Annotated in this window: 25 protein-coding genes and 1 pseudogene; 16 read left to right on the plus strand and 10 right to left on the minus strand. The window is 67.6% G+C overall.

What is annotated here, in order from left to right:
• Nucleotides 1-7 precede the first annotated feature (7 nt).
• Both ACWV14_RS23430 and xseB read right to left on the minus strand, forming a co-directional pair.
• A complete protein-coding gene (locus ACWV14_RS23430; RefSeq protein ID WP_422087669.1) occupies nucleotides 8-931 on the minus strand; it encodes a polyprenyl synthetase family protein in 924 nt (307 codons plus the stop codon).
• On the minus strand, nucleotides 928-1194 hold the full coding sequence (gene xseB / locus ACWV14_RS23435; RefSeq protein WP_454903951.1) for an exodeoxyribonuclease VII small subunit: 267 nt from the start codon (nucleotides 1192-1194) through the stop codon (nucleotides 928-930). Before xseB ends, ACWV14_RS23430 begins: the two co-directional genes overlap by 4 nt.
• 229 nt (nucleotides 1195-1423) lie before the next feature.
• Here xseB and ACWV14_RS23440 point away from each other — a divergent pair, with 229 nt between their 5' ends.
• From ACWV14_RS23440 to ACWV14_RS23475, 8 genes are all read left to right on the plus strand, one after another.
• Nucleotides 1424-2563, plus strand: coding sequence for an aromatic ring-hydroxylating oxygenase subunit alpha (locus ACWV14_RS23440; RefSeq protein WP_454903953.1), 1140 nt, complete (start codon nucleotides 1424-1426; stop codon nucleotides 2561-2563).
• A gap of 73 nt (nucleotides 2564-2636) precedes the next feature.
• Nucleotides 2637-3569, plus strand: a complete 933-nt coding sequence (locus tag ACWV14_RS23445) for a DMT family transporter (RefSeq protein ID WP_422087671.1) — start codon at nucleotides 2637-2639, stop codon at nucleotides 3567-3569.
• A 52-nt stretch (nucleotides 3570-3621) separates the two neighbouring features.
• Nucleotides 3622-4530 carry a sulfurtransferase gene (locus tag ACWV14_RS23450; protein WP_454903955.1) on the plus strand — a complete coding sequence of 303 codons (909 nt, stop codon included), beginning with the start codon at nucleotides 3622-3624 and terminating at the stop codon, nucleotides 4528-4530.
• Complete coding sequence (locus ACWV14_RS23455; protein WP_422087673.1) at nucleotides 4527-5105, plus strand: DUF2796 domain-containing protein; 579 nt, start codon at nucleotides 4527-4529, stop codon at nucleotides 5103-5105. The genes ACWV14_RS23450 and ACWV14_RS23455 overlap by 4 nt, the downstream gene beginning before the upstream one ends.
• A gap of 4 nt (nucleotides 5106-5109) precedes the next feature.
• Nucleotides 5110-5856 carry an ABC transporter ATP-binding protein gene (locus ACWV14_RS23460; protein ID WP_454903957.1) on the plus strand — a complete coding sequence of 249 codons (747 nt, stop codon included), beginning with the start codon at nucleotides 5110-5112 and terminating at the stop codon, nucleotides 5854-5856.
• Complete coding sequence (locus ACWV14_RS23465; RefSeq protein WP_237679377.1) at nucleotides 5853-7115, plus strand: ABC transporter permease; 1263 nt, start codon at nucleotides 5853-5855, stop codon at nucleotides 7113-7115. The genes ACWV14_RS23460 and ACWV14_RS23465 overlap by 4 nt, the downstream gene beginning before the upstream one ends.
• A gap of 2 nt (nucleotides 7116-7117) precedes the next feature.
• Nucleotides 7118-7756 (plus strand): DUF3299 domain-containing protein, encoded by a 639-nt coding sequence (locus ACWV14_RS23470; protein WP_422087675.1) that lies wholly within the window; start codon nucleotides 7118-7120, stop codon nucleotides 7754-7756.
• Nucleotides 7757-7919: 163 nt separating this feature from the next.
• The gene (locus ACWV14_RS23475; protein ID WP_454903958.1) at nucleotides 7920-9962 is read left to right on the plus strand and encodes a DUF3300 domain-containing protein; all 2043 of its coding nucleotides are present in this window, start codon (nucleotides 7920-7922) and stop codon (nucleotides 9960-9962) included.
• Between the two features lie 52 nt (nucleotides 9963-10014).
• Here the strand turns inward: ACWV14_RS23475 and ACWV14_RS23480 are convergent, their stop codons facing one another.
• Together ACWV14_RS23480 and ACWV14_RS23485 are read right to left on the minus strand one after the other, a co-directional pair.
• Complete coding sequence (locus tag ACWV14_RS23480; protein WP_454903960.1) at nucleotides 10015-11283, minus strand: M20/M25/M40 family metallo-hydrolase; 1269 nt, start codon at nucleotides 11281-11283, stop codon at nucleotides 10015-10017.
• Nucleotides 11284-11380: 97 nt separating this feature from the next.
• A complete protein-coding gene (locus ACWV14_RS23485; protein ID WP_454903962.1) occupies nucleotides 11381-12109 on the minus strand; it encodes a helix-turn-helix domain-containing protein in 729 nt (242 codons plus the stop codon).
• Nucleotides 12110-12312: 203 nt separating this feature from the next.
• Here ACWV14_RS23485 and ACWV14_RS23490 point away from each other — a divergent pair, with 203 nt between their 5' ends.
• The 8 genes from ACWV14_RS23490 (at nucleotide 12313) to ACWV14_RS23525 (ending at nucleotide 22506) form a co-directional block, all read left to right on the plus strand.
• Nucleotides 12313-13473, plus strand: a complete 1161-nt coding sequence (locus tag ACWV14_RS23490; RefSeq protein WP_454903964.1) for an NAD(P)/FAD-dependent oxidoreductase — start codon at nucleotides 12313-12315, stop codon at nucleotides 13471-13473.
• A 35-nt stretch (nucleotides 13474-13508) separates the two neighbouring features.
• Entirely contained in the window at nucleotides 13509-14954 is a 1446-nt protein-coding gene (locus tag ACWV14_RS23495) for a M81 family metallopeptidase (RefSeq protein WP_454903966.1), read from the plus strand.
• A gap of 137 nt (nucleotides 14955-15091) precedes the next feature.
• Nucleotides 15092-16675, plus strand: a complete 1584-nt coding sequence (locus ACWV14_RS23500) for an ABC transporter substrate-binding protein (RefSeq protein WP_454903967.1) — start codon at nucleotides 15092-15094, stop codon at nucleotides 16673-16675.
• Nucleotides 16676-16705: 30 nt separating this feature from the next.
• The gene (locus ACWV14_RS23505; RefSeq protein ID WP_081266863.1) at nucleotides 16706-17641 is read left to right on the plus strand and encodes an ABC transporter permease; all 936 of its coding nucleotides are present in this window, start codon (nucleotides 16706-16708) and stop codon (nucleotides 17639-17641) included.
• 143 nt (nucleotides 17642-17784) lie between these two features.
• The gene (locus ACWV14_RS23510) at nucleotides 17785-18678 is read left to right on the plus strand and encodes an ABC transporter permease (RefSeq protein ID WP_454903969.1); all 894 of its coding nucleotides are present in this window, start codon (nucleotides 17785-17787) and stop codon (nucleotides 18676-18678) included.
• Nucleotides 18679-18688: 10 nt separating this feature from the next.
• A complete protein-coding gene (locus ACWV14_RS23515) occupies nucleotides 18689-19720 on the plus strand; it encodes an ABC transporter ATP-binding protein (protein WP_454903971.1) in 1032 nt (343 codons plus the stop codon).
• On the plus strand, nucleotides 19717-20709 hold the full coding sequence (locus tag ACWV14_RS23520; protein ID WP_454903972.1) for an ABC transporter ATP-binding protein: 993 nt from the start codon (nucleotides 19717-19719) through the stop codon (nucleotides 20707-20709). Before ACWV14_RS23515 ends, ACWV14_RS23520 begins: the two co-directional genes overlap by 4 nt.
• 333 nt (nucleotides 20710-21042) lie before the next feature.
• Nucleotides 21043-22506: an N-acyl-D-amino-acid deacylase family protein gene (locus tag ACWV14_RS23525; protein ID WP_454903974.1), complete on the plus strand. Its 1464-nt coding sequence runs from the start codon at nucleotides 21043-21045 to the stop codon at nucleotides 22504-22506.
• Between the two features lie 25 nt (nucleotides 22507-22531).
• Here the strand turns inward: ACWV14_RS23525 and ACWV14_RS23530 are convergent, their stop codons facing one another.
• From ACWV14_RS23530 to ACWV14_RS23555, 6 genes and pseudogenes are all read right to left on the minus strand, one after another.
• On the minus strand, nucleotides 22532-23071 hold the full coding sequence (locus ACWV14_RS23530) for a DUF6886 family protein (RefSeq protein WP_454903975.1): 540 nt from the start codon (nucleotides 23069-23071) through the stop codon (nucleotides 22532-22534).
• Nucleotides 23072-23108: 37 nt separating this feature from the next.
• Nucleotides 23109-23321, minus strand: a complete 213-nt coding sequence (locus ACWV14_RS23535) for a hypothetical protein (protein WP_081266868.1) — start codon at nucleotides 23319-23321, stop codon at nucleotides 23109-23111.
• A 111-nt stretch (nucleotides 23322-23432) separates the two neighbouring features.
• Nucleotides 23433-24335: a ZIP family metal transporter gene (locus tag ACWV14_RS23540; RefSeq protein WP_454903976.1), complete on the minus strand. Its 903-nt coding sequence runs from the start codon at nucleotides 24333-24335 to the stop codon at nucleotides 23433-23435.
• Between the two features lie 120 nt (nucleotides 24336-24455).
• Nucleotides 24456-24856 (minus strand): annotated as a pseudogene (locus tag ACWV14_RS23545) (dienelactone hydrolase family protein); the annotation flags it as partial.
• A gap of 101 nt (nucleotides 24857-24957) precedes the next feature.
• The gene (locus ACWV14_RS23550; protein ID WP_454903977.1) at nucleotides 24958-25707 is read right to left on the minus strand and encodes an aspartate/glutamate racemase family protein; all 750 of its coding nucleotides are present in this window, start codon (nucleotides 25705-25707) and stop codon (nucleotides 24958-24960) included.
• 45 nt (nucleotides 25708-25752) lie between these two features.
• Nucleotides 25753-26643: a transporter substrate-binding domain-containing protein gene (locus ACWV14_RS23555; RefSeq protein WP_454903979.1), complete on the minus strand. Its 891-nt coding sequence runs from the start codon at nucleotides 26641-26643 to the stop codon at nucleotides 25753-25755.
• Between the last annotated feature and the right edge of the window lie 119 nt (nucleotides 26644-26762).

Raw genomic sequence — 26762 nt, forward strand, 5'->3', positions numbered from 1 at the left:
TTTTCTCTCAGCGATCGCGGTCGACCACCATGTGGGCCAGTGCACGCAGGGCGGCAGTGTCGGCCAGGCCGCTCTTTTCCAGCGCGGCGAGCGCGTCGGCCAGCAGCTGGCGGGCCTGGGCGCGCGCGCCGTCGAGGCCGAGCAGCGATACGTAGGTGGGCTTGTCGGCCGCGGCGTCCTTGCCGGCGGTCTTGCCCAGGGTTTGCGAGTCGGCGGTGACGTCGAGGATGTCGTCGACCACCTGGAATGCGAGGCCGATGGCCGCGCCGTAGTCGCGCAGTGCGGCCAGCGCGGCAGGCGTCACGGCGCCGCAGGCGGCGCCCATCTCGACGCTGCCCTGCAGCAGCGCGCCGGTCTTCAGGCGATGCATTTCGCGCAGCCGCGCCTCGTCGAGCGCGATGCCGACGCTGGCCAGGTCGATGGCCTGGCCGCCGGCCATGCCCTGGCTGCCAGCGGCACGTGCGAGCAGGCGGCACAGCAGGGCCTGGGTGGCAGCGGGAACCTCGTCGCCTTCGGGCGTGAGCAGTTCGAAGGCCAGGGCCTGCAGCGCATCGCCGGCCAGCAGGGCGTCGGCCTCGCCGAACTTGACGTGGACCGTGGGTTTGCCACGCCGCAGCACGTCGTTGTCCATGCAGGGCAGGTCGTCGTGCACCAGCGAATAGGCGTGGATCAGCTCGGTGGCGCAGGCGGCGCGCAGCGCGGCGGCCTTGTTGCCGCCGACGGCCTCGCTCGCAGCCAGCACCAGCAGCGGCCGCAGGCGCTTGCCGCCGTCGAGCACGGCATAGCGCATGGCGTCGCCCAGCAGCACGGGGGCGTCGACGCCGACCCAGCGCGACAGCGCCGCCTCGACGTTCGCCAGGTGGGGATCACACCAGGCGGCCAGGGTCTTTGCGTCCCAGCGGGGGGAAGCCGTGATCGTGGCCGTGCTCATTCGGAAGTCCAGACCTTCAGGCTGCCCGCATCGAGCACATTGATCTGGTCTTCGACCGCCTGCAGCTTGTCGCGGCAGAAGGCGAGCAGCGCGGCGCCGCGCTGGTAGCTGACGAGCAGCTGGTCGAGGGGGAGCTGGCCTGATTCGAGTTCCGCAACCAGTTGTTCCAGCTCCTGGAGCCCGGCTTCGTAACTGGCGGGCAGCGGGCCCGTATCAGGCGTTGCCGCCGGGCTGGACGAGGAAGGGGTTGGCACCTTGGGCATGCAAGCGAAACGTGGGTGAAACCGGGCATTTTAGGACTGGGACGGGCACAAGCGGCCACCGCCTGCGGGCCACCCCGGCACGGATCGAGCCAAAAGATGCCCCCCGGGTACAATGCGAACTTCTCTCGTTGGCAACGCCAGCACATTCTTCGGGCCGCCGAGCCATCCAGGCGGCGCCTTTCCGTTCTTTTTCCTTTTTCTCCCTGTGGGGAGCTTGGTCAGGTCATCCATGTCTGATTTAAGTCTTCAACTGCAGCAGGCCGCGAGCCAACTTCCAGTTTCCGCGTATTTCGACGAGGCGCTCTATGCCCGCGAAATGCAAAACCTTTTCTCGCGAGGGCCCCGCTACGTCGGCCATCGCCTGGCCGTGCCCGAACAGGGCAACTTCCACACCCTGCCGCAGGAGCACCAGGGCCGCGCGCTGGTCCACACGCCCAAGGGCGTGGAGCTGATCTCCAACGTCTGCCGCCACCGCCAGGCCCTGATCCTGAAGGGCCGGGGCCAGCTCGACAGCCAGACCGGCGGCAACATCGTCTGCCCGCTGCACCGCTGGACCTACGCCGCGAGCGACTCGCGCACCACCGGCACCCTGATCGGCGCACCGCACTTCGAGCAGGACCCCTGCCTGAACCTGCACAACTACCCGCTGACCGAATGGAACGGCCTTCTTTTCGAAAAGAACGCCGACGGCTCCGGCCCCGACGTGGCCGCCGACATGGCCGGTCTCGGCCCGCAGGCCGACCTCGACTTCTCGGGGTACGCGCTCGACCGCGTCGAGCTGCACGAGTGCAACTACAACTGGAAGACCTTCATCGAGGTCTACCTCGAGGACTACCACGTAGGCCCGTTCCACCCGGGGCTGGGCAGCTTCGTCACCTGCGACGACCTGCGCTGGGAGTTCAAGCCCCGCTATTCGGTCCAGACGGTGGGTGTGGCCAACCGCCTGGGCCGCGCGGGCAGCCCGATCTACCAGAAATGGCAGGAGCAGCTGCTCAAGTACCGCGACGGCAAGCCGCCGAAGTACGGCGCCATCTGGCTGACCTACTACCCGCACGTGATGGTCGAGTGGTATCCGCACGTGCTGACCGTGTCGACCCTGCACCCGGTCAGCCCGACCAAGACGCTCAACATGGTCGAGTTCTTCTATCCCGAGGAAATCGTCGCCTTCGAGCGCGAATTCGTGGAAGCCCAGCAGGCCGCCTACATGGAAACCTGCGTGGAAGACGACGAAATCGCCGAGCGCATGGACGCGGGCCGCCGCGCGCTGATGCTGCGCGGCGACAACGAGACCGGCCCCTACCAGAGCCCCATGGAAGACGGCATGCAGCAGTTCCACGAGTGGTACAAGGCTGCAATGCAGCAGCCCTGAGCCCCTGCCGCCTCCGGCCCGATGAAACCATCGGGCTTTTTTATTTCCTTCTAGTTTTCGAGACTGACTGACGATGCAAGCGCTCTGGATGGTGCTCGGCGCCTTTTTGTTCGCCACGATGAGCGTGGTCGTGAAAATTGCCTCGGAGTGGTTCAACAGCGGCGAGATGGTGCTGGGCCGGGGCCTCATCGGCATCGTGTTCCTGTGGCTGCTGGCACGCAACCGCGGCGTCTCGCTCGCCACCCGGTACCCCGGCATGCACGCTTGGCGCAGCACCATCGGCGTGATCTCGCTGGGCGCGTGGTTCTATGCCATCGCCCACCTGCCGCTGGCCACCGCCGTCACGCTCAACTACATGAGCAGCGTGTGGGTCGCGGCCTTCCTGGTCGGCGGCGCGCTGCTGGCCTGGGTGCCGGTGCCCGGGCGCGACGGCCGGGTGGAGCGCCCGCCGCTGCAGGGCACGCTGGCCATGACGGTGCTCGCGGGCTTCGCGGGCGTCGTGCTCATGCTCAAGCCCACGGTCAGCGGCAACGAAGGCTTCGCCGGCATGCTGGGCCTGCTGTCGGGCCTGACCGCCGCCTTTGCCTACATGCAGGTGGTGGCGCTGTCGCGCATCGGCGAGCCCGAGCTGCGCACGGTGTTCTATTTCGCGGTCGGCTCGGCAGTGGCTGGTGCCTTCGCCACGGCGGCCACGGGGTTTTCGGGGGGTGCCTCGTGGACATGGCAGCATGCGCTGTGGCTGCTGCCGATCGGCCTGCTCGCCGCCCTCGGACAGCTGTGCATGACCCGCGCCTACGCCACCGCCAAGACCCAGGCCGGTACGCTGGTGGTGGCCAACCTGCAGTATTCGGGCATCGTCTTCGCGGCCTTCTACGGCGTGGTGCTGTTCAACGACCGCATCGACGCCTCCGGCTGGGGTGGCATGGCTCTTATCATCGCGAGCGGCATTGCCGCAACTGTGTTGCGGCAACGGGCGGTGCCCAAGGCACCTGCCGAAGAACATTGAACTGAATCGAAACAGCGGGCCCGCGCGGCCCCGGCAACGAAGGACAAACGCCATGTACACCACCCTCGTCACCGTCGAACAGCTACGGCAACTGCAGGCCGGCGACAAGCCTTTCATGCTGTTCGACTGCAGCTTCGACCTCATGAAGCCCGAAGCCGGTGCGCAGCTGTACGCCGCCGCGCACATTCCGGGCGCGCTGTACGCCAACCTCGACACCGACCTCAGCGCGAAGCACGGCGCACCGGGCGCCCACGGCGAAGTCGTGACAGCGCAGGAAGACGGCGTTCCCGCATCGGGCGGACGCCACCCGCTGCCGAGCCGCGAGAAGTTCGCGGCATGGCTCTCGGGCATCGGCTTTGCCAACGACATGCAGGCCGTGGCGTACGACCGCAACGGCGCCAACTACTGCGGCCGCCTGTGGTGGATGCTCAAGTGGATGGGCCACGAGGCAGTGGCCGTGCTCGACGGCGGGCTGCAGGCCTGGCAGGCCGCGGGCGGCGAGGTGACCGACCGCGAGGAGCCCGCGCGCTTCCAGTCGAACTTCGTGGCGGGCGAGCCCATTGCGAAGCTCGTGACCACCGACACCGTGCTGAGCCGGCTCGGCCAGCCTGACCAGAACCTGATCGACGCACGCGCCGGCGCACGTTACCGCGGCGAGGTGGAACCTCTGGACCCGATCGCCGGTCACATCCCCGGGGCCCTGAACCGGCCCTTCGCCGAGAACATCGGCCCGGACGGCAAGTTCAAGCCGGCATCGCAATTGCGTGCCGAGTTCGAATCGCTGCTCGCGGGACGCGACCCGGCGACCGTCGTCCACCAATGCGGCAGTGGCGTGAGCGCCGTGCCCAATCTGCTCGCGATGCAGATCGCGGGGTTCGGGACGACCGCGCTCTATGCCGGCAGCTGGAGCGAATGGAGCAACACGCCGGGGCTGCCGACCCGGCAAGGCGCTGAACCATGAAGCACACCCGACTCCGACGCACCACCGGTCTCGCAATCGCAGCCGCGCTGTTCGCGGCCGCCCCGTTCCTTTCCGCGCAGGCACAGCAGCAGCATGCGCACGTGCACGGCCAGCTCAAGCTCGACGTGGCCGTCGACGGGCCCACGGTGGTGATCGACATGGAGTCGCCGCTGGACAACATCGTCGGCTTCGAACGCGCCCCCAAGACCGACGCCGAGAAGAAAGCCGTCGAAGACGCCGTGGCCGTGCTGCGCGCGGCCGACAAGCTCTTCATCGTCGACCCGGCCGCCAACTGCAAGCTGGGCCCGGTCGACCTGCGCTCGGGCGCGCTGGGCCTGGGCAACCCCGACCCGGCCGAACCCGTCGGCCATGCCGACCTCGACGCCACCTTCTCCTTCAACTGCACCAATGCGGCCGCCGCGAAGTTCATCGACGTGAACCTGTTCGGCGCGTTCAAGGGACTGCGCCAGATCGATTCGCAGATCGCCTCCGCGCAAGGCCAGTTCAAGCGCCAGCTCAAGCGTCCCGCCGGCGCGCAGGCGTCGCAGCCGGTCCGGCTGAGCTGGGGCAAGTGACGCTGTGAGCAACTCCCCGCAGGGCGAGACGTCGGCATTGCGCGTCGTTCTCGCTGCAGAAGCGCTGCGCTTCTCATGGCCCGGCGTGAAGACGCCATGCATCGACATCGAGGCCTTTCGCATCACCGCCGGCGAATCGGTGTTCCTCCACGGCCCCAGCGGCTGCGGCAAGAGCACGCTGCTGTCGCTGCTGGCCGGCGTGCTGGTGGCCGACGAAGGCCGCGTCACGCTGCTGGGCCACGACTGGTCGAAGCTCTCGGGCACCCAGCGCGACCGCAGCCGCGTAGCGCACGTGGGCTACATCTTCCAGCAGTTCAACCTGCTGCCTTACCTGAGCGTGATCGACAACGTGCTGCTGCCCTGCCGCTTCTCCGCGCGGCGCGAAGCGCAGGCCTCACGCAACGGCAGCGCCCGCGAAGAGGCCGAGCACCTGCTCGCGCAGATGGGCCTGGACCGCAACCTCTGGAAGCGACAGGCGCTGCAGTTGTCGGTCGGCCAGCAGCAACGCGTGGCCGCGGCGCGCGCGCTCATCGGCCAGCCTGAAGTGGTGATCGCGGACGAGCCCACCTCGGCGCTCGACGAAGACCGCCGCGAAGCTTTCCTCGACGTGCTGCTGACGGCCTGCGCGCAGAACCACAGCGCGCTGGTGTTCGTGAGCCATGACCAGCGAATAGCGCAGCGCTTCGTGCGGCACGTGCTGCTGCCCGAGATCAACCGCGCGGCATCCAGCGCAATGGCGGTGGACGCATGAAGGCGCTTTTCTCGATTGCGTGGCGCAGCGCCTGGAACCGGCGCTTCACGCTCGCGCTCACCGTGTTCTCCATCGCGCTGTCGACCTTCCTGCTGCTGGGCGTGGAGCGCATCCGCACCGAGCTGCGCGAGAACTTCGCGTCCTCCGTCTCCGGCACCGACCTGATCGTCGGCGCGCGCACCGGCTCCACGCAGCTGCTGCTGTATTCGGTGTTCCGCATCGGCGCGGCGACCAACAACATCTCGTGGAAGAGCGTGCAGGCGCTCGAAGCGCACCCCGGTGTCGACTGGGTGGTGCCGCTGTCGCTGGGCGATTCGCATCGCGGCTTCGCGGTGCTGGCCACCTCGCCCGAATACTTCACGCGCTTTCGCTACGGTGACCGGCAACTGCTGAAGATGCGCGAAGGCAAGCCCTTCAGCGAACTCTTCGACGCGGTGGTCGGCGCCGAAGTGGCCGACAAGCTCGGCTACCACGTGGGCCAGAAGATCACGCTCGCGCATGGCAGCGGCGAACTCAACGTGGCCGAGCATGCCGACAAGCCCTTCACCGTGGTGGGCGTGCTCGCGCGAACCGGTACGCCGGTCGACCGCACGGTGCACATCGGCCTGCCGGCCATGGAAGCCATCCACCTCGAATGGGTGGGCGGCGCGCCGATGCCCGGCGTGCACATTCCGGCCGAGCAGGTGCGCAAGTTCGACCTCACGCCCAAGAACGTGACGGCCGCGCTGGTGGGCCTGAAGAACCGCGCCGCCGTGTTCGGCGTGCAGCGCTGGATCTCCACTTACACCGGCGAACCGCTGATGGCCATCCTGCCCGGCGTGGCGCTCGACGAACTGTGGAGCGTGATCGGCATCGGCGAGAACGCGCTGCTGCTGATGTCGGCGCTGGTCGCGCTGGTGAGCCTCGCGGGGCTGGTGTCGGTGGTGATGGCCGGGCTCAACGAGCGCCGCCGCGAACTCGCCGTGCTGCGCGCCGTGGGCGCCGGGCTGCGCCATGTGCTGGCACTGCTCGCGCTCGAAGGCGCGATGGTCACGGTGCTGGGCGTGGCCTTCGGCGTGGTGATGGCGGTGCTGGGCATCGCCCTGCTCTCCCCATGGCTGCAGGCGCAGTTCGGGCTGACACTGAGCCTTTCCGAACCTACACTGAACGAATGGCTGCTGATGGCGAGCCTGCTGGTCGCGGGCTGGCTGGCAAGCCTCTTGCCTGGCATCCGCGCCTACCGCCTCTCGCTGGCGGATGGCCTTTCCCCAAGGATATGAACATGCGCATCGCAAAGAAGACACCCACGGTCCAGCCTTTCATGCGGCTTTCAATGCTGCTCGCCGGCGCCGGCCTCGCGGCCGCTGCCTGGGCCGCCGACCCGGCACCCAAGGACACCACGGCCACCAACCCGCTCGGCGGCAAGGCAGCAGCCCCGGCGGCCGCCAAGGCCACGCCGGGCCAGCCGCGCCAGATCACCTGGGAAGAACTGGTGCCCAAAGACTGGGACCCGGCCAAGGAGTTCAAGGGCATGGACCTGAGCGCCCTTGATGACGGCGACCCGCGCGCCAACGAGCTGCTCATGAAGATGCAGGAGGTGTCGAACAACGCACCGACCAACCCCGCCATGAATGGCATGGAGGTCAAGATCCCGGGCTTCATCGTGCCGCTCGAAGAAGCCAAGGGCGAGGTCACCGAGTTCCTGCTGGTGCCCTACTTCGGCGCCTGCATCCACACGCCGCCGCCGCCGGCCAACCAGATCCTTCACGTGGTGCCGCAGAAGGGTGCCAAGTTCCGCGCCATGGACACCGTGTGGGTCACCGGCAAGCTGCAGACGCTGCGCAACGACTCCATGATGGGCGTGAGCGGCTACCACGTCAGCGCGGCCAATGTGACCAAGTACACGGGCGGCGCCAAGTAGGTCTTTGGGCCGACAGCAGCGGACTGTGGTCCCGCGCCGACAGGGTTGACGGCGCGCCGCCGACACAGACCGTTGCATCCACGGCGCAGGCTCTGTCATCGCCTGTTGCCGCGCGCCGTTGAAAGAGTTCCGGGCACGACACCGGCGCTACAAGGAACTCCAGATGACAAGAAACCATCGCCCAACGGTCCCGCGGCTCCTTACGATCTCGCTGTGCATAGGGGCCATTGCCCTCGCCGGCTGCGACAACAAGACACCCGGCACGCCGGCTGCCGCCGTCGACCCCGCCGCCTCTTCGATTCCAGCACCCTCGGTCCCGCAGACCAATGCACCCGCCGCTGCGGTGCCGGTGGCCTACACGCCGCCGTCGGCCGACAAGCTCTATGAAATGGTCGCGCCCATAGCGCTCTATCCGGACAAGCTGATAGCGCAGATCCTGGCTGGCGCAACCTATCCCGAACAGATCACCGCCGCGCACGACTGGCTTGCGCAGAACCCCAACCTCAAGGCCGGTCCGCTGGCCGACGCGGCCAACCAGCAACCATGGGATCCGAGCGTGAAGTCGCTCACCGCTTTCCGCAGCGTGGTCAACCAGATGGCCGCGAACATTCCGTGGACCGAATCGCTCGGCAAGGCCTACTACAACGACCCGACGGACGTGATGAACGCCATCCAGGTCATGCGGCAACGCGCGGCCAAGGCCGGTCGCCTCAAGAACAACGACAAGCTGCGCGTGGCCACCGCCGCGACGACGCCGCAGAACTACGCACCCGCGCCGGATTCGCAGGCCGTGTACTACAGCGGCCCGCCCGTGATCGAGGCCCCGCCGCAGTACATCACCATCGAACCGGTGCAGCCCGACGTGGTGTACGTGCCCGCCTATGACCCGCAAGTGATCTACGGCACGCCCCAGCCGGTGTACCCGGGCTACGCCTATGCACCGGCGGTCGAAGTGGCGCCGGGCTACAGCCAGGGGCAGGTGATCGCGACAGGCGCGCTTGCCTTCGGTGCCGGCATCGTGGTCGGTGCCGCACTGGAGCGCCACGACTGGGGCTGGCATTCATGGAACATGAACTGGGGTGCACCGGGCTGGCGCGGCCGCGACACCGGCGCGCCGCCGCCGCCGGCGTACCGCCCTGCCGTGGTCTACAACAACAACACCTACGTCTCGCGCTCGACCACCGTGGTCAACAGCGTGACCAACGTGCGCAACGTCTACAACAACAATAACGGTGCGCCGCGCGGGCTCCCGGCAGGCGCTGGCGCACCCAACTTCGCGGCCGCTCCGGGCTTTGCGCCGCAGCAGCAACAGCAGATGCAGCAGCAAGCTGCGCTGGCCCAGCAGCAGCAACAACAGCAGGCCCGTCAGCAGGAAGCCCTGTTGCGCCAGCAGCAGATGCAGCAGCAGGGACAGCAGCGCGCGCAGCAGCAAGCGCAGGCTCAGCAACAGCAGGTGCAACAGGCACAGCAGCTCCACGCGCAACAACTGCAGCAACAACAGCGGCAGCAGGTTCAGCAAGCACAACTCCAGCAGCAGCAACAGCAGGATCAACTGCGCCGTCAGCAGCAGGCTCAGCAGGCACAACAGCAGCACCAGCCTGCGCGCCTCGCGGGCCAGCCTCCAGGCGTGCAGCAACAGGAGCAGCAACGCCAGCAACAACAAGCGCAGCAGGAACAATCAAGACGCCAGCAGATGGAGCAGCAACGGCAGGCTCAGCAACAAGCGCATACGCAGCGGCAGGCCCAGGCGCAACAGCAGCAACAACAAATGCAGCACCAGCGCGAACAGCAACTGCAGCAGCAACAGGTGCAGAATCAGGCTCGCCAGCAACAGCAGGCGCAGGAGCAGTCAAGGCGCCAGCAGATGGAGCAGCAACGGCAGGCTCAGCAGCAAGCGCATGCGCAGCAGCAGGCCCAGGCGCAACAGCAGCAGCAACAGATGCAGCACCAGCGCGAGCAGCAACTGCAGCAGCAACAGGCGCAGAACCAGGCTCGCCAGCAGCAACAGCAACAAGCGATGCAGATGCAGCAGCAACGCCAACAACAGCAGGCACAGCAACAGCAGCAGCGCATGCAGCAAGAACAGGCACAGCACGCCCAGCAACAGGCACAGCAGCAACAGCGCGTAGCCGCTGCAGCGGCGGCCGCAGCCGCCCATCGCCCACCCCGCCCCGGCGAGCCGGGGCAACCGCCACAGCATCCCTGAGCGGGGAGCCGGCTGCTAGCGCAGGCCGGCTCTTTTTTTCAGCAACGTTCGCTCAGTTCTTGCCGATTTCGGTCAGCAGCCGCGTGACGAGGTAGATGCGCGGCACGATCGAATCGACTTCGATGTATTCGTCGCGGGCGTGGTAGCCGAAGCCCGCGAGGCCGAAGCTCTCGACCACCGTGGCCTTGCCCGAGCGGCCCGCATAGCCCGCGTCGGTGCCGCCGCCGGTCATGGGCGTGAGCGCGAGGTCGCGGTCGATTTCCTTGTAGATGGCCTGCGCCTTCTCGGCCAGCGCGCGGCCCTTCTCGCCAGCGATGAAGGCCGGGCGGCCCACTTCCACCTTCACGGTGGTCTCGGTGTCGGGAATCAGCTTGCCGGCCGCAACCTTCGCCTGCAGCGCTTCGTTGAGTTTCTTCTCCGCGCCGGGCTGCGTGATGCGGACGTCGCCCTGCGCCTGCGCCTTCTCGGTGATCTGGTTGAGCGGGCCGGTGGCGCGCGCCACGGTCCAGTTGAGCGTCACGCCGGGAATGTCCTTGGCGATGTCCTTGGTCTGCAGCATCTGGTACGACAGTTCGTACAGCGCGTTGCGGCCCAACTCGGGCGCGGCGCCTGCATGTGCCGCGCGGCCCTTCACCTCGAGCGTGGCGGTGGCGATGCCGGCAGCGCCCAGCAGCAGCGATTCGCCCTTGACCACCGACTTGGCCGCCGTCGGCTCGAACGACAGCACCGTGTCGTGCTGGTCGGCCATGGTCGCGATCAGTTCGCCGGAGCCGACCGAGCCCACTTCCTCGTCGGGGTTCATCACCACGGTGAGCGTGTCGTAGTCGCGCCAGCCGGCGTCGGCCAGGATCTTCAGCGAGGCCATGATGACCGCAAGGCCGCCCTTGTCGTCCGCAATGCCGGGGCCGTAGATGCGGTTGCCGTCGACCTTGTAGGGCTGGCCGTTCAGGATGCCGGCCGGGTACACCGTGTCCATGTGGCCCTGCAGCATGATCTTGCGCTTACCCGTGCCCTTGAGCGTGGCGATCACGATGTCTGCGCCCGCGCCGGCCGTCGCCTTGCGGCGCTCGGTCTTGAAGCCGGCGGCCTTCAGGCGCCCTTCCACCACGTCGGCCATCTTGAGCAGGCCGTCGACGTTGAGGCTGCCCGACTCGATCAGCACCATTTCCTTGAGGTTGTCGATCACTGCCGGCTGCGCCTTCTCGGCGGCGGCCAGCAGCCTGGCGTCGGGTGCGGCGTGCGCGGCAACCATGGCGCCGAATGCAAGGCCGCAGGCAGCGGCAATGGAGCGGAGGGCGAAGAAGGAAGAGTGCTGGGTCATGTGTGTTGTCGACTCTGGTTGATGAGCGGCGCACAGCATATCGGCGACGTCGCGGTTTGCCAGCAAATCGGCGACACCCGCCGCCTCGCCCCGGCCCTCAACCCTTGCCGCGCGCCGCCCGCTTCTTCGCGGGTTGCTCGGCCTTCGCCCTGACGATGCGCGGCACCTTCAACGCCGGAGCCTCTCGCGCCGACTTCATGTGCCCGCTCTCGCCGATCGTCATGCCGACGATGCGCGCGAGCTGCCGGCTCACGCTCACATAGGCGTGGCCCAGGCGGCTGTCGAAATAGAGCGAGTCGCCGCGCGACAGGCGCAGCACCTCGCCGTTGTCGAAGTGCACGTCGATCTCGCCCGACAGCACATAGGCGAACTCCTCGCCCGCATGCCGCACGAAGTCTTCCGGCCCGTGGATGCGGCGCGCATGCACCGTGCCGACGATCGGGCTCATCTGCTTGCCGGCCGCCGTGGTGCCCAGGAACTCGTAGGCAATGGACAGGCCCCGGTACACCACGCCCTTGCCCGCGCGCGTGACCACCGGGCCGTCGAGCTGCGCGGGCTTGACGCCGGCGCCCGCGAACATTGCGTTCATGTCCATCTCGAGCGCGCGGCCCAGCGCGGTGAAGTTCTCGTAGCCCAGCGCGAGCTGGCCGCGCTCCGCGCGAGAGATGGTGGTGATCGACACGCCCGAGCGCTCGGCCAGCTGCGCCAGCGTCCAGCCGAACCGCTTGCGCGCGCTGCGCAGGCGATGACCGAAAGTGGTGCGGTCCAGCGTGGGCGGCTCGTCCTTCGGCCTGGTCGCCGGCTTGGTCCCTGTGTGTGGATTCACGCTTGGCTTTCTCTTGTGATGCAAGGGGATTCTGCCAGTCCGCGGCCGCGCCATCCATGCGGGCAGACGCTTGCCGGGCCCGGAAGTTGCGTATCCGCAAATTGCGTGAACGCAAATTTCACCACGACGGTGCACCATGGTTTCCCCTTGGTTGGTCTTTTTTAATTTGCGTATCCGCAAATTTGTTCCTACACTTTTCGCCAATGACTTCCAACACACCAGCGCCCCTCGTGGCCGACTACCTTGTGATTGGCGGCGGCATTGCCGGGGCTTCGGTGGCCCACTGGCTCGCGCCGCACGCCCGTGTGATCCTTCTGGAGCGGGAGTCCCAGCCGGGCTACCACTCCACCGGCCGCTCGGCCGCGCTCTTCATGGAGAGCTACGGCACGGCGCAGGTCCGCGCCCTCACCATGGCCAGCCGTGCCTTCCTCGAACATCCGCCCGAAGGCTTCTCCGAGCATCCGCTGCTCACGCCGCGCGGCGCCATGATGGTCGCGGGCGCCGAGCACATGGCCGAGCTCGAAGCCCACTGGGAAGTGCTTCGCGCCATGGACACCGGCGCCTCGCGCCTGAGCGGCGAGCAGGCCCGCGAGCTGGTGCCCGCGCTGCGGCCCGAGCAGGTGCAGGGCGCCGTGTACGAGCCCGACGCCGCCGACATGGACGTGCACGCCATCCACCAGGGCTACCTGCGCGGCATGCGGCAGGCCGGCGGCAAGCTGGTGTGCGATGCGGGCGTGACGGCCATCGAGCGCACGGGCGATGTCTGGCGCGTGACCGCAGGCGGCATCGTGTACGAAGCCCCTGTGGTGCTCAACGCCGCCGGCGCATGGGTCGACACCATCGCGCGGCTGGCCGGCGTGCCTCCGCTGGGCATAGAGCCGCGCCGGCGCTCGGCCTTCATCTTCGCGCCGCCCGAGGGCGAGAACGTGGCCCACTGGCCGATGGTGTTCGGCGCCGACGAGAGCTGGTACATCAAGCCCGACGCCGGCATGCTGCTGGGCTCGCCGGCCAACGCCGACCCCGTGGAACCGCAGGACGTGCAGCCCGAAGAGCTGGACATCGCCTACGCCATCCACCACATCGAGGAAGCCACCACGCTCAGCATCCGCCGGCCCACGCGCACCTGGGCGGGCCTGCGCTCCTTCGTGGCCGACGGCGACCTGGTCGGCGGCTTCGAGCCCGCCGCGCCCGGCTTCTTCTGGGTGGCGGCGCAGGGCGGCTACGGCATCCAGACCTCGGCTGCCATGGGCGAGGCCTGCGCCGCACTGGCGCGCGGTCTGCCGCTGCCGCAGCGCATCGCGGACTTCGGGCTCACGGCCGAGATGCTCGGCCCGCAGCGGCTGCGCACTGCCGCCGCGGCCTGAACAGAAAAAACCCACAACCACAAAAGAGACCATCCATGCGTGTGTTCAGCGCCTCCCTCGCCACCGAGACCAACACCTTCGGCCCGATGCCGACCGGCCTCGCCTCCTTCAAGGACCGCGGCTACTTCCCCGCCGGCCAGCATCCCGATGCGCTGACGATCTACTCGGGACCGCTGTGGGCGGCGCGCATCCGCGGCAAGGAAAAGGGCTGGACGCTGCTCGAAGGCATGGTGGCCGGCGCACAGCCCAGCGGCATCACCACGCGCCACGCCTACGAGACGCTGCGCGACGAAATGCTCACCGACCTGCGCGCCGCACTGCCGGTGGACATGGTGCTGCTCGGCCTTCACGGCGCGATGGTGGCCGACGGCTACGACGACTGCGAAGGCGACATGCTGCAGCGCGTGCGGCAGATCGTCGGGCCCGACGTGGTCATCGGCGCCGAGCTCGATCCGCACAACCACCTCACGCCCGCGATGGTCGACAACGCCGACGTGATGGTTTCCTTCAAGGAATATCCGCACACCGACGTGCTCGAGCGCGGGCTGGAGCTGGTGGACATCTGCGCCGCGGCGGTCGAAGGCAAGGTCAAGCCGGTGCATGCGATGGTCGACTGCGACATCATCGTCACCGTGCACACCTCGCGCGAGCCGGCGCGCAGCTTCGTCGAGCGCATGCAGTCGCTCGAAGGAAAAGACGGCGTGCTCTCGGTCTCGCTCACGCACGGTTTCTCGTGGGGCGACGTGCCCGAGATGGGCACCAAGGTGCTGGTCTACACCGACGGCGACCAAGCCAAGGCCGATGCGCTGGCACGCCAGCTGGCAGACGAAGTCATCGCCATGCGCGACGGCCTCACGGTCAACTACCCCAGCATCGACGCCTCGCTCGACGAAGCACTGGCCTTCGACGGCGGCCCGGTGGTGCTGGCCGACGGTGCCGACAACCCCGGCGGCGGCGCGGCGAGCGACTCCACCTTCATCCTGCGCCGCATGCTGGAGCGCGGCATCACCAACGCGGCGCTGGGCCCGATGTGGGACCCGATCGCGGTGCGCATCGCGTTCGACGCGGGCGTGGGCGCCAGGCTGCAGATGCGCATCGGCGGCAAGATCAGCCCGCTGTCGGGCGACCCGCTGGACTTGGACTGCACGGTGAAGGCACTCATGCACGACCTGGTGATGACCGGCCTGTCGAACACGCCCACGGCCATGGGCGACTGCGCGCTGATCGAGGCGGGCGGCATCGAGATCGTGCTGATCACGCGGCGCAACCAGGCCATGGGCACCGACCTGTTCACCCAGCTGGGCTGCGACCTGGCCGCAAAGAAGATCGTGGTCGTGAAGTCTTCACAGCACTTCTACGCGTCGTACTCCAAGGTGGCGAAGCACGTCATCTACGCGGGCGCGCCGGGTGCCGTGACGCTCGACCTCACGACGCTGCCCTACCGCAAGGCACGCCTGCCCAAGTGGCCGATCACAGCATGACCCCCAGGCTTGCCCACTTCGTGTGGCCTCCAACCCCCTTCCAGGGGGCAACGCCAGCGGCCCGGCAAAGCCGGTTCCGCGGCGTTTCGCGAATTGGTGTGGCTTGCTTCTTTTCAGCCTTTACCGGAGAACCGACGATGAAACGACGAACGCTTGCCGCCTTCGCTGCCATGGCCCTTGCCGCTTGCGCAGCGAGCTTCCCGGCGATCGCCCAGACGCAGCCCAAGACCCTGAAGGTGGTGGCGCACGCCGACCTGAAGATCCTCGACCCGACCTTCACCACGGCCTACATCTCGCGCAACTTCGGCTACATGGTCTACGACACCCTGTTCGCACAGGACTCGACCGGCAAGCCGCAGCCGCAGATGGTCGAGAAGTACACCACCTCGAAGGACGGCAAGCAGTGGAGCTTCACCCTGCGCCCGGGCCTGAAGTTCTCCGATGGCAGCGCAGTGACCGCGGCCGACGCCGTGGCCTCGCTGCAGCGCTGGGCCGCCCGCGACAGCCTGGGCCGCGCCATGACGGCCGTCGGCGCCGAATGGAAGGCCACCGACGCGCGCACCCTCACGCTTACGCTGAACGAGCCCTTCGGCATGGTGCTCGACGCGCTGGCCAAGCCCTCGGGCTTTCCGCCGGTGATCCTGCCCGAGCGGCTGGCCAGGATGCCGGCGTCCGCGCCGCTGCCCGAAGTGCTGGGCTCCGGCCCCTTCATCTTCAAGCGCGACGAATGGGTGCCGGGCAACAAGACGGTGTTCGTGCGCAACCCCAACTACGTGCCGCGCAGCGAGCCGTCGAACGGCCTGGCGGGCAGCAAGAAGAGCAACTTCGAGCGCGTCGAATGGCTCTACCTGCCCGACGCCAACAGCGCGGTGTCGGCGCTCAAGCGCGGCGAGGTCGATTTCATCGAGCAGCTGCCGCCCGACTACATCGCGCCGCTGCGCACCGATTCCAACGTCAAGATCGGCTCCGGCGGTGCCTACCAGGCCTTCCTGGTCATGAACCAGCTGCACCCGCCCTTCGACAACCCGAAGGTGCGCCAGGCGCTGCTGCAGGCGGTGAGCCAGGAACGCTTCATGGCCGGCATGGGCTTCCCGCTCGACATGCGCATGGCCTACTGCGCCACCTACTTCATCTGCGGCAGCCCCAACGAGACCTCCGCCGGCGCAGAGCCCTATCGCAAGGCCGACGTGGCCAAGGCCAAGAAGATGCTCGCCGACGCCGGCTACAAGGGCGAGAAGGTGGTGCTGATGGTGCCCAGCGACGTGCCCTACCTCAACGCCGAGGCGCTGATGGCCGCGCAGACCATGAAGAGCATCGGCCTGAACGTCGATGCCCAGACCATGGACTGGGCCTCCATCGGCGCGCGCCGCGCCAAGCGCGATGCGGGCGACGCTGGCGGCTGGAACATGTACGTCACGGTGGCCGGCGAGTTCGACGCCAACTCACCCATCGCCAACGCCTACCTTGGCGCGGCCTGCGGCAACACGCTGCCCGGCTGGCCATGCGACAAGCCGCTCGACGAGCTGCGCACCGCCTGGCTGAAAGAGACCGTGCCCGCCAAGCGCAAGGAACTGCTCGACGCCTTCCAGGCCCGCGCCTACCAGGCCGTGCCGTACATCAACGCGGGCCAGTACTCGGCCGCGTATGCCGCGCGCTCGAGCCTCAAGGGGCTGGACAAGCTCTGGGCCGGCATGCCGGTGTTCTGGGCGCTCGACAAGTAACGCGCACCAACAGCGCACGCAGGTCACTCCATGGGCTACATCGTTCGACGTTTTCTCTCGACCCTTCCGGTCATGGCGGTGGTGGCCGTGGTGGTGTTCCTGCTGATCCACCTGTCGCCGGGCGACCCGGCCGCGCTCATCGCGGGCGACCTCGCCACCACCGAAGACATCGAGAAGCTGCGCGCCACGCTCGGGCTGAACCTGCCGCTGTGGCAGCAGTTCACGCTGTGGCTGGGCAAGCTGTTCACCGGCGACCTCGGCACCTCGATCTTCACGCAGGTGCCGGTGGCGCAGCTGCTGGGCCAGCGGCTGGAGCCCACGGTGTCGATCGCCGCGCTGACCATGCTCATCACGCTGGTGGTGGCGGTGCCGCTGGGCACGCTCGCGGCCTACCGCGCGGGAAGCTGGATCGACCGGCTGGTGATGCTGTTCGCGGTGCTGGCTTTTTCGGTGCCGGTGTTCCTGGTGGGCTACCTGCTGGTCTACAGCTTCGCCATCCAGCTGCCGTGGTTTCCGGTGCAGGGCTATGTGCGCTTCGCTGACGGCGCCGGCGAATGGCTGCGCTCGCTGGTGCTGCCCTGCGTGAACCTGGCGCTGGTGTACATCGCGCTGGTGACGCGCATGACGCGCGCCACCGTGCTCGAGGTGCTGCATGAAGACTACATCCGCACCGCCCGCGCCAAGGGCCTGGGCGTGCTGCCGGTGCTCGGGCATGCGCTGCGCAACGCGGCCATTCCCATCGCCACCACCATCGGCGCGGGCATCGCGCTGCTGATCGGCGGCGTGGTGGTCACCGAGACGGTGTTCGCCATTCCCGGCGTGGGCCGCCTGGTGATCGACTCGGTGCAGCGGCACGACTACCCGGTGATCCAGAGCGTGCTGCTGCTGTCGGCGGGCGTGTACGTGCTGATCAATTTGCTGATCGACCTGAGCTACCGCCTGTTCGACCCGCGTATCCAGTACTAGATGACCCCCAGCCTTCGCGCACTCCGTGTCGCTTCGCCAACCCCCTTTCAGGGGGCGACACCAGCGGCCCGGCAAAGCCGGTTCCGCGGTGTCTCCCGAACAGATCACGCAACCGCCACTGAATCATGTCCACGGTACTTCCGATGAGTGAACACCAAGTGCCCGCACCTTCCACCGCGGAGGCACACGACGAAGCGCCCTTCGTGCCGCCGCGCTGGCGCTGGGTGCGCAAGCACCCGACGCTGATCATCGGCGCGCTGCTGCTGATCGCGATTGCCGCCCTTTCCATTGCCGCGCCGTGGATCGCCACGCATGACCCGCAGGACATCGACCCGCTCGCGCGCATGCAGCCGCCCTCGACCGAACACTGGTTCGGCACCGACGCGCTGGGGCGCGACGTGTTCAGCCGCGCCGTATGGGGCGGGCAGGTGTCGATGATCGTGGGCGCCACGGTGGCGGTACTCGCTACCTTCTTCGGCATCGCGCTCGGGCTGGTGGCAGGCTTCGTGCGCTGGGCCGACGGCCCCGTGATGCGGGTGATGGACGGGCTCATGGCCATCCCAGGCATCCTGCTGGCCATCGCGCTGATGGCCGTGACGCGCGCCAGCCTGACGACGGTGATCATCGCCATCACCGTGCCCGAGATCCCGCGCGTGGTGCGGCTGGTGCGCTCGCTGGCGCTCACGCTGCGCGAGCAGCTGTTCGTGGAGGCCGCGCATGCGGTGGGCACGCGGCTGCCGACCATCCTGGTGCGCCATGTGTTGCCGAACATCGTGGCGCCGCTGGTGGTGCAGGCCACCTTCGTGGCCGCCGCCGCGGTGCTGACGGAGGCAGCGCTGTCCTTCCTCGGCGTGGGCGTGCCTTCGCAGACGCCGAGCTGGGGAAACATGATGGCCGAGGGCCGCAACTTCGTGACCGTGGCCTTCCACATCATCCTGTACCCGGGGCTGCTGCTGGCGGCCACGGTGCTGGCCATCAACCTGCTAGGCGACGGCCTGCGCGACGCGCTCGATCCACGCCTGGCGCGGCAACTGTGAAGGGCATGCAATGACGATCAACATGTCCCACACCGCGCTCGCCCCGGGCGAGCCGCTGCTCGAGGTCGACAACCTGCGCACCCACTTCCATACGCTGGCCGGAGTTGTGCGCTCGGTCGACGGGGTTTCGTACACCGTGCGCGCCGGCCGCACGCTGGGCGTGGTCGGCGAATCGGGCTGCGGCAAGAGCGTGACCGCGCTGTCGATCCTGCGGCTGGTGCCCACGCCGCCGGGCCGCCACATGGGGGCCGTACGGCTGCGCGGCACCGACCTGATGCAGCTCAGCGAACGCGAGATGCGGCAGATCCGCGGCAACCGCATCTCGATGATCTTCCAGGAGCCGATGACATCGCTGAACCCGGTGCTCACCGTGGGCCGGCAGATCGCAGAGACGGTGCAGTTGCACCAGAAGGCCAGCCGCGCCGATGCACTGAAGCGCGCGGTCGAGATGCTGCGCGTGGTGCAGATCCCCGAGCCGGAACGCCGCGTGAACGAATATCCGCACCAGCTCTCCGGCGGCATGCGGCAGCGCGTGATGATCGCGCTGGCCCTGGCCTGCAACCCCGAGGTGCTGATCGCCGACGAGCCGACCACCGCGCTCGACGTGACCATCCAGGCGCAGATCCTCGACCTCATCAAGCGGCTGCAGAAGGAGCTGGGCATGGGCGTGGTGATGATCACGCACGACCTGGGCGTGGTGGCCGAGAGCTGCGACCGCGTCGTGGTCATGTATGCCGGCAAGAAGGTGGAAGAAGCCGACGTGATCGACCTGTTCGACCGCCCGCTGCACCCCTACACCCGCGCGCTGATGGCCTCGATGCCGGCGATGAACACCGCGAGCACCCGGCTCACCGAGATACCGGGCCTGGTGCCGGCCGCGCACGAACTGGGGCGCGGCTGCGCCTTCGCGGCACGCTGCAGCCATGCGCGTGCACGCTGCCGCGCCGAAGCGCCGCAACTCACCCGGCAAGGCGGCGACCATGTGGTCGCCTGCTTCGCGGTCGAAGAACAATGGTCAGGCGTGGAAGAGGTGACGGCATGACGACGACAGCACCGCTGCTGCGGGTGCGCGACCTGCGCAAGCACTACACCGCGCCCAAGCGCTGGCTCAGCCCGCGCAAGCCGCCGATACAGGCGGTCGACGGCGTGTCCTTCTCGGTGGCGCGCGGCGAGACCTTGTCGCTGGTCGGCGAGTCGGGCTGCGGCAAGACGACCACGGCCAAGTCGGTGCTGCGGCTGGTGGAGCCCAGCGGGGGCTCGGTGCAGCTCGAAGGCGAGGAGCTGCTGACGCTCTCGTCCGAAGACATGCGCATGCGCCGGCGCGACCTGCAGATCATTTTTCAGGACCCGTACGCCTCGCTGAACCCGCGCCTCACGGCCGGCGACATCGTGGCCGAGCCGATGCGCAACTTCAGCAGCCTTGGCACGGGCGGCGCGGCCGAGCGGCGCGAGCGCGTGCAGTGGCTGTTCTCGCGCGTGGGCTTGCGGCCGGAGGCGGCCAAGAAGTATCCGCACGAGTTCTCTGGCGGCCAGCGGCAGCGGCTGGGCATTGCACGCGCGCTGGCGTTGAACCCGAAGCTGATCGTGTGCGACGAGCCGGTGTCCGCGCTCGACGTGTCGGTGCAGGCGCAGGTGGTCAACTTGCTGATGGACCTGCAGGCGGAGTTCGGCATCGCCTATCTCTTCGTGGCGCACGATCTTGCGGTGGTGCGGCACATCAGCCATCGCGTGGCGGTGATGTACCTCGGGCACATCGTGGAAATCGCGGACCGCGACACGCTGTTCTCGGCGCCGCTGCATCCGTACACGGAGATCCTGCTGTCGGCCGTGCCCGTACCCAACCCACGCACGCCCGCGCGACGCATGTTGCTGCAGGGCGATCCACCGAGCCCCGCCAATCCACCCTCGGGATGCCGTTTTCACACGCGCTGCCCGATGGCGCAGGCGGTGTGCAAGGAGAAGGTGCCCGAGTTGAGCGAACGGCCTTCGTCTTCCAACGGCGGGCATTGGGTTGCTTGCCACTTTCGCTGAGATGCCTTTCCTTGTTCATCGCGTTGGGTGTTCAGGGCGCGCTCACGCCGACGGGGTACCTTGCTCCGCGAATGTCCCCCGGCCTGCGGCCTCCTCCTTTATTTCGCTGCGCAAGGCACCCCGCCGTCGTGACCGTTGGACAGAGCGCAACTTGATCAGCCGAACACCAGCAGCGCGTCCTGTGCACAGGGCGTCGGGTGCTCCCCGCAGCGAAATAAAGGAGGAGGCCGCAGGCCGGGGGACATTCGCGGAGGGGAGTACCCGGTGGCCTGTGCACGCGCCCTGAACCACAGCACCAAGAAAAAAACGCCCAAAAAACACGAAAGGACCGACATGACCGAACCCCTCCCCCACTACGACCTCCTGATCCGCGGCGGCACAGTCATCGACGGCACCAAGGCGCCGCGTTTCGACGCCGACGTAGGCATCACGGCAGGCCGCATCGCAGCCATCGGCAACCTCGCAGGCCACACGGCGGACCAGACGATCGACGCCACCGGCCGCATCGTCGCGCCCGGCTTCATCGACTCGCACACCCACGACGACCAGGCCGTGCTGTCCCAGGCGCAAATGCCCTTCAAGGTTTCGCAGGGCGTGACCACCGTGGTCGCCGGCAACTGCGGCATCAGCGCCGCGCCGCTGCGCATCGATATGGACCTGCCGATGCCGCTGAGCCTGCTCGACTCGCCCGCCGAAGGCCGCTTCACCAGCTTCGCCGCCTACCTCGACGCACTGCGCGCCACGCCCTCTTCCGTCAACGTCGCCGCGATGGTCGGCCACTCGACCCTGCGCGCCGTCGTCATGGCGGACCTCGACCGCCCCGCCAACGAAAGCGAAATCTCCGCCATGCAGGCGCTCGTCGAAGAAGCCATGCAGGCCGGCGCCATCGGCATGTCGACCGGCACCTTCTACCCGCCCGCCGTGAAGGCCACGACCGAGGAAATCATCGAAGTCGGCCGCCCGCTCACCGCGCGCAAGGCGCTGTACGTGACCCACATGCGCGACGAAAGCGACCGCGTGATGGAGTCGCTGGAAGAAACCTTCCAGATCGGCCGCGCGCTCGACATCCCCGTGGTGGTGTCGCACCACAAGGTGCAGAACACGCAGAACTTCGGCAAGACCAAGGTCACGCTGCCCTTCATCAAGGAGGCCATGCGGCACCAGTGCATCGGGCTCGACTGCTACCCCTACACCGCCGGCTCCACCATGATCCGCACCGACCGCGGAATGATGGAAGGCCGCGTGCTCATCGCGTCCAGCGTGCCGCACCCCGAGTGCGCCGGCCGCGACCTGAAGGACATCGCCGCCGAATGGGGCGTGTCGGGCGAAGAGGCCGCGCAGCGACTGCAACCCGGCAGCGCGATCTATTTCATGATGGACGAGGACGACGTGCAACGCATTCTCGCGTTCGACGACACCATGATCGGCTCCGACGGCATTCCGCTAGGCGACAAGCCCCATCCGCGCCTGTGGGGCACCTTCCCGCGCGTGCTCGGCCACTACAGCCGCGACATCGGCTTGTTCCCGCTCGAAACCGCAGTGTGGAAGATGACCGGCCTCACCGCCCGCAACTTCGGCCTGCACGAACGCGGGACGCTGAAGCCGGGCCACCACGCCGACGTGGTGATCTTCAACGCCGCGACGGTGCGCGACACCGCGAACTACGAAACGCCGATGCAGCCAGCCGAAGGCATCGACGCAGTGATCGTGAACGGAGCCGTGACCTGGCGCGACGGCGTGCACAGCGGTGCGCGCAATGGGCAGGTGATCACGCGGCGCGAGACCGCCCCAGCTTGAGGGGCAGGAAAGGGAACCGACGACCCTAAGCCCAGCCGACGGCGTTCCGCAGCCGGATGCCGCTGGCGTGCATCGACGATTGCCACACAGGCTTAAGGGGTAGAAGCGAATCGACCACCCTCAGCTCGGTGCGGCACGCGGCCAGTTCGGCCCGCAGATCGGTCAGATGGGTAACCTCGCGCGGCACCACCACCGCACGCGACACCCACATGCCGGCGTCATTGATGTCCACGAAGTGGTCGCGCGGCAACTCGTAACGCGTCAGCGACGCGTGGTCCAGCCGTTCCAGCCAGCGCGCTTCGATGTAGGCAAGGGCCACGATGCCGTGTGGCGCATCGCCGAGCCATATCTGCCGGTCGCTCGGGCTTGTGCCGGCGTGCGCCCACATCACGATGCGAGGGCACTCCCTGGGAAAGAGGTACAGCTGCTGGTGATCCTCGGCAATTGCCCAGACCAGCGGGCCGTTGAGCCAGTCCATGCCCGGGGGGCGCCGGGCCGGCGTGCGGACAGGGCGAGGGTCGAAGCGATCGATGCCAGCGTCGTCGCTGAAGTGAAAAAGGCGCATGCCCTGAGCGTAGCCGCCCGAGGCACCACCTTCAGGGTCAATCCGGCGCGTTCATCACGCGATCGAATTCCTCGTCTGCCGGCACGTTGTCGGCATCGAGCTCGCTCGCATCGGTGAGATCGATGCCGGTTTCATCCGACAGGTCGTCGGAGGCATCGCTCTCGATTTCTTCGAAGTCGTCGGCTGGCGTGTTGTCCTCATCGTCGTCGGAGGGCGAAGCGGAGCGCGCGGTGGCGTCGACGTTGTTCATGATTCGGTTCCTCGGCTGATTGCTGACAGGCCCCCTATGGTGCGCCTGTTTCAGCCGTTCCGGTTCATCCGGCACGCAGCGTCGGTGTCGGAAAGTTTCCCGCCCGGCGTGTCAGTCCTTGTGCACGTGGCCGTGTTCGCCATGCCCGGGGTCGTTGTGGCCGTGATCGTGGCCATGCTCGCCGTGTGCCAGGCGGCTCACGCCGGTGACCAGCACGATGCCCGCGGCCAACCAAAGGATTTGCGCGGCGGTCTGGCGGGCGGGCAGGCGTTTCTGCAGCTGCGGAATCAGGTCGGCCAGCGCCACGTAGACGAAGCTGCTGCCGGCCAGCACCAGGAAATACGGCAGCCAGCTGTGCAACTGGTCGACCAGCCACCAGCCCACGATGCCGCCGAGCGTGGTCATGGTGCCGGCGAGCGACACCTTCACCAGCGCCGCACGCTGGTTGGCCGAGCTCTGGCGCAGCACCACGAGGTCGCCGATGTGGTGAGGGATCTCGTGTGCCAGCACCGCTATGGCGGCCACCAGGCCCAGGCGGATGTCGGCGGTGAAGGCCGAGGCGATCAGGATGCCGTCGCCGAAGCAGTGCACGCTGTCGCCGGTCAGCACGGCCCAGCCGCCGGTGCGCGGGGTGTTGTCGTGGCTGTGGTCATGGCCGTGGGCATGTCCGTGATCGTGGCCATGGTCGTGCCCCGCATGCGCGTCAGCCTCGCCGCCGTGGTGATGTTCATGGCCGTGGTGCCACAGCTCGGCCTTGTCGAGCAGGAAGAAGAAGACCAGCCCGAACAGCAGTACCGCGAACAGCAGCGCGGGCTCGATGCCGCTTTCGAAGGCCTCGGGCAGGAGATGCATGAAGGCGGTGGCAAGCAGCGCGCCCGCCGCAAGGCTCAGCAGGTGCTGCGGGTTGACGCCGCCCGAACCACTGCGCACGCCCACTTTCAGCAACAGGGCCGCGAGCCAGACGCTCCCGATACCGGCAACCAGGGTTGCCACGATGATGACTATCAAATTCATAGCTGCTTGCGCAAGAGGGACGGCCACCGAGACGGTCTCGGAGCCGTTGCCCGATCATAAAAAAGAAAAAGGCCGTCACATCGGACGGCCTTCGGCGGGGATGGCTACAGGGCGCCGTGTTCAGGCGACGCCATTGGCTTTGAACCAGGCCGTGGCGCGTTGCCGGCCGTCGTCCGCCGCGCTCTTGAGGTAGCTGGGGCGGTAGTCGGCATGGAATGCGTGGCCTGCTTCGGGGTACACGACGAAGCTCGAAGCCTTGGCCGCCGGAGTCCCATTGGCCAGAGCAGCTTTCATCTTATCAACCGTGTCAAGGGGGATCCCCTGATCTTTTCCGCCGTACAGGCCGAGCACCGGCGCCTGCAGGCTGGCGGCAATGTCGACGGGGTGCTTCGGGGTCAGTTCGCCGGGCTGGCCGACCAGCCGGCCTTGCTGGTGTCGCCGCCGCTGGCCTTGGCATAGGCCAGCGCACCGTCGAGGTCAGCCATGACCTGGGCGTCGGGCACCCTGTTGACGATGTCGGCATGGGAGGGCTCCAGTGGAATCGTCAGACAAGGGGGATGCGCGAAAAACGCACCGCCGCAATGTAGGCGGTGCTCGGCCGGCGACCTCCATGCCCGGAATTTCAGTGGGGTTGGTCCACGCCGTAGGCGCGGCGCGCCAGCGCGGCGGCCAGCACCTGCGCCGGATCGATCAGGTCGAGCCCAGCCACGGCGGCCGAGCCCTGCAGGCCCAGCGGCACTTCGGTGCAGCCCATGACGATGGTCACCGGTCCGTGGCGCTCGGCAAGCCGCAGCGCCACTTCGGAGAAGCACTGTTCGGCCAGCGCCATGTTGCCGGCCTTCACGCCGTCGAAGATGCCGCGCGTGATGGTCCGGCGCTCTTCGGCCAACGGGATGTGGCAGCCCAGGCCCGCTTCGGCCAGCGCCTGTTCGTAGAGGCGCACGCGGTAGGTGCCCTCGGTGGCCATCAGCGCCACGCCGGTCGCGCCCTGCGCCGACAGCTGCCGCGCGGTCTCGCGCGCCATGTGCAGCAGCTCGACCTGCGGAAAGCGCTCCTGCAGGTTGGCATGCCAGGCGTGCGCGGTGTTGCAGGCGATGGCCACGGCCCGGCTGCCGAGCGCGGCCAGCCGGCCCAGCGCCTGCAGCATCGGCTCCAGCGGCTGGTGCGCGCCCTGCTCGCTGGAGGCCAGCGCGTCGGTGCGGTCGGGCACCGGCACCTGCGCGAGCCAATGCTCGGGAAAGGACTGGTCGCGCACAGGCTCGCCGCGCGCGCGCATCTGCTGCGCACAGGCCTGCACGAAGAGCCGGACGAAATCGGCGCCCGCCGCGGGGCCCATGCCCCCAAGAATGCCAACAACGTTCGTCGAAACCATGATCTCTATTTCTGTTTCAGGAGTGCGCGCAGCCTGGGGGCGAGCTCAATTGGCCGGTTTGTCGCTCAAGGCTTTTAGGTTTTCTTTCAGCTGCGGGCTCATCGGCAAGTTGAGCGGCACGCCCTTCGGCGGAATCGGCTGCATGAACCACTTGTCGTAGAGCTTCTCGAACTCGCCGCTCTTCATCATGGCGGCGAAGGTGTCGTCGACCACTTTCTTGAAGGCCGGGTCGTCCTTGGGCAGCATGCAGGCATAGGGCTCGACCTGCAGCGGCTCGCCCACCACCTCGAAGTCGGAAGGCGTCTTCGCATTGGCGATCAGGCCGAACAGCAGGATGTCGTCCATTGCGAAGGCCACGGCGCGGTCGCTTTCCACCAGCAGGAACGAGTCGGCGTGGTCCTTGCCCAGCACGATGTTCATGCCGAGGTTCTTCTCGGTGTTGTACTTGCGCATGACCAGCGCGTTGGTGGTGCCGGTGGTGCTGGCCACGGTCTTCTTCGCGAGGTCGGCGTAGTCCTTGATCTTCGAGGACTTCTTCACCAGCAGGCGCGTGCCGGTGTAGAAGTGATTGATGGCGAAGGCCACGTCCTTGCCACGCGCGGTGTTGTTGGTGGTGGAGCCGCACTCCAGGTCGATGGTGCCGTTGGTGATCAGCGGAATGCGGTTCTGCGAGGTGACGGGCATCAGCGCGACCTGCAGGTTGGGCTTGTTCAGTTTCTTCTTCACCGCCTCGACCACGGCATTCGAAAGCTCGACCGAAAACCCGATCGGCTTGTTGGGGCCGTCGAGGTAGCTGAAAGGCACCGAAGACTCGCGATAGGCGAGCGTGATCTTGCCGGACTCGGCGATCTTGGCCAGCGTGTCGGCGGCTTGCGCGCCGGTGGCGGTAAAGATCACCGTTGCGGCCATGGAAGCCATCAGGACAGAGAGTTTCATTCGAGCCTTCGTTCGGTTGGATTGAACAGAAGGTCAGTGTAGGAAGGACTGGCCTGGGCGAATAATTCCAATTGAAACCCGGCCCATGCCCAAAGGTTATGGGTGCAAAACGAGGTCTC

The sequence above is a fragment of the Variovorax durovernensis genome, from assembly GCF_977011995.1.

Bases quoted from the DNA above. Each gene is read 5' to 3' on its own strand.
- ACWV14_RS23430 (WP_422087669.1), bottom strand. From the start codon at position 931: ATGAGCACGGCCACGATCACGGCTTCCCCCCGCTGGGACGCAAAGACC.
- xseB (WP_454903951.1), bottom strand. From the start codon at position 1,194: ATGCCCAAGGTGCCAACCCCTTCCTCGTCCAGCCCGGCGGCAACGCCT.
- ACWV14_RS23440 (WP_454903953.1), top strand. From the start codon at position 1,424: ATGTCTGATTTAAGTCTTCAACTGCAGCAGGCCGCGAGCCAACTTCCA.
- ACWV14_RS23445 (WP_422087671.1), top strand. From the start codon at position 2,637: ATGCAAGCGCTCTGGATGGTGCTCGGCGCCTTTTTGTTCGCCACGATG.
- ACWV14_RS23450 (WP_454903955.1), top strand. From the start codon at position 3,622: ATGTACACCACCCTCGTCACCGTCGAACAGCTACGGCAACTGCAGGCC.
- ACWV14_RS23455 (WP_422087673.1), top strand. From the start codon at position 4,527: ATGAAGCACACCCGACTCCGACGCACCACCGGTCTCGCAATCGCAGCC.
- ACWV14_RS23465 (WP_237679377.1), top strand. From the start codon at position 5,853: ATGAAGGCGCTTTTCTCGATTGCGTGGCGCAGCGCCTGGAACCGGCGC.
- ACWV14_RS23470 (WP_422087675.1), top strand. From the start codon at position 7,118: ATGCGCATCGCAAAGAAGACACCCACGGTCCAGCCTTTCATGCGGCTT.
- ACWV14_RS23475 (WP_454903958.1), top strand. From the start codon at position 7,920: ATGACAAGAAACCATCGCCCAACGGTCCCGCGGCTCCTTACGATCTCG.
- ACWV14_RS23480 (WP_454903960.1), bottom strand. From the start codon at position 11,283: ATGACCCAGCACTCTTCCTTCTTCGCCCTCCGCTCCATTGCCGCTGCC.
- ACWV14_RS23490 (WP_454903964.1), top strand. From the start codon at position 12,313: ATGACTTCCAACACACCAGCGCCCCTCGTGGCCGACTACCTTGTGATT.
- ACWV14_RS23495 (WP_454903966.1), top strand. From the start codon at position 13,509: ATGCGTGTGTTCAGCGCCTCCCTCGCCACCGAGACCAACACCTTCGGC.
- ACWV14_RS23500 (WP_454903967.1), top strand. From the start codon at position 15,092: ATGAAACGACGAACGCTTGCCGCCTTCGCTGCCATGGCCCTTGCCGCT.
- ACWV14_RS23505 (WP_081266863.1), top strand. From the start codon at position 16,706: ATGGGCTACATCGTTCGACGTTTTCTCTCGACCCTTCCGGTCATGGCG.
- ACWV14_RS23510 (WP_454903969.1), top strand. From the start codon at position 17,785: ATGAGTGAACACCAAGTGCCCGCACCTTCCACCGCGGAGGCACACGAC.
- ACWV14_RS23515 (WP_454903971.1), top strand. From the start codon at position 18,689: ATGACGATCAACATGTCCCACACCGCGCTCGCCCCGGGCGAGCCGCTG.
- ACWV14_RS23520 (WP_454903972.1), top strand. From the start codon at position 19,717: ATGACGACGACAGCACCGCTGCTGCGGGTGCGCGACCTGCGCAAGCAC.
- ACWV14_RS23525 (WP_454903974.1), top strand. From the start codon at position 21,043: ATGACCGAACCCCTCCCCCACTACGACCTCCTGATCCGCGGCGGCACA.
- ACWV14_RS23530 (WP_454903975.1), bottom strand. From the start codon at position 23,071: ATGCGCCTTTTTCACTTCAGCGACGACGCTGGCATCGATCGCTTCGAC.
- ACWV14_RS23535 (WP_081266868.1), bottom strand. From the start codon at position 23,321: ATGAACAACGTCGACGCCACCGCGCGCTCCGCTTCGCCCTCCGACGAC.
- ACWV14_RS23540 (WP_454903976.1), bottom strand. From the start codon at position 24,335: ATGAATTTGATAGTCATCATCGTGGCAACCCTGGTTGCCGGTATCGGG.
- ACWV14_RS23550 (WP_454903977.1), bottom strand. From the start codon at position 25,707: ATGGTTTCGACGAACGTTGTTGGCATTCTTGGGGGCATGGGCCCCGCG.
- ACWV14_RS23555 (WP_454903979.1), bottom strand. From the start codon at position 26,643: ATGAAACTCTCTGTCCTGATGGCTTCCATGGCCGCAACGGTGATCTTT.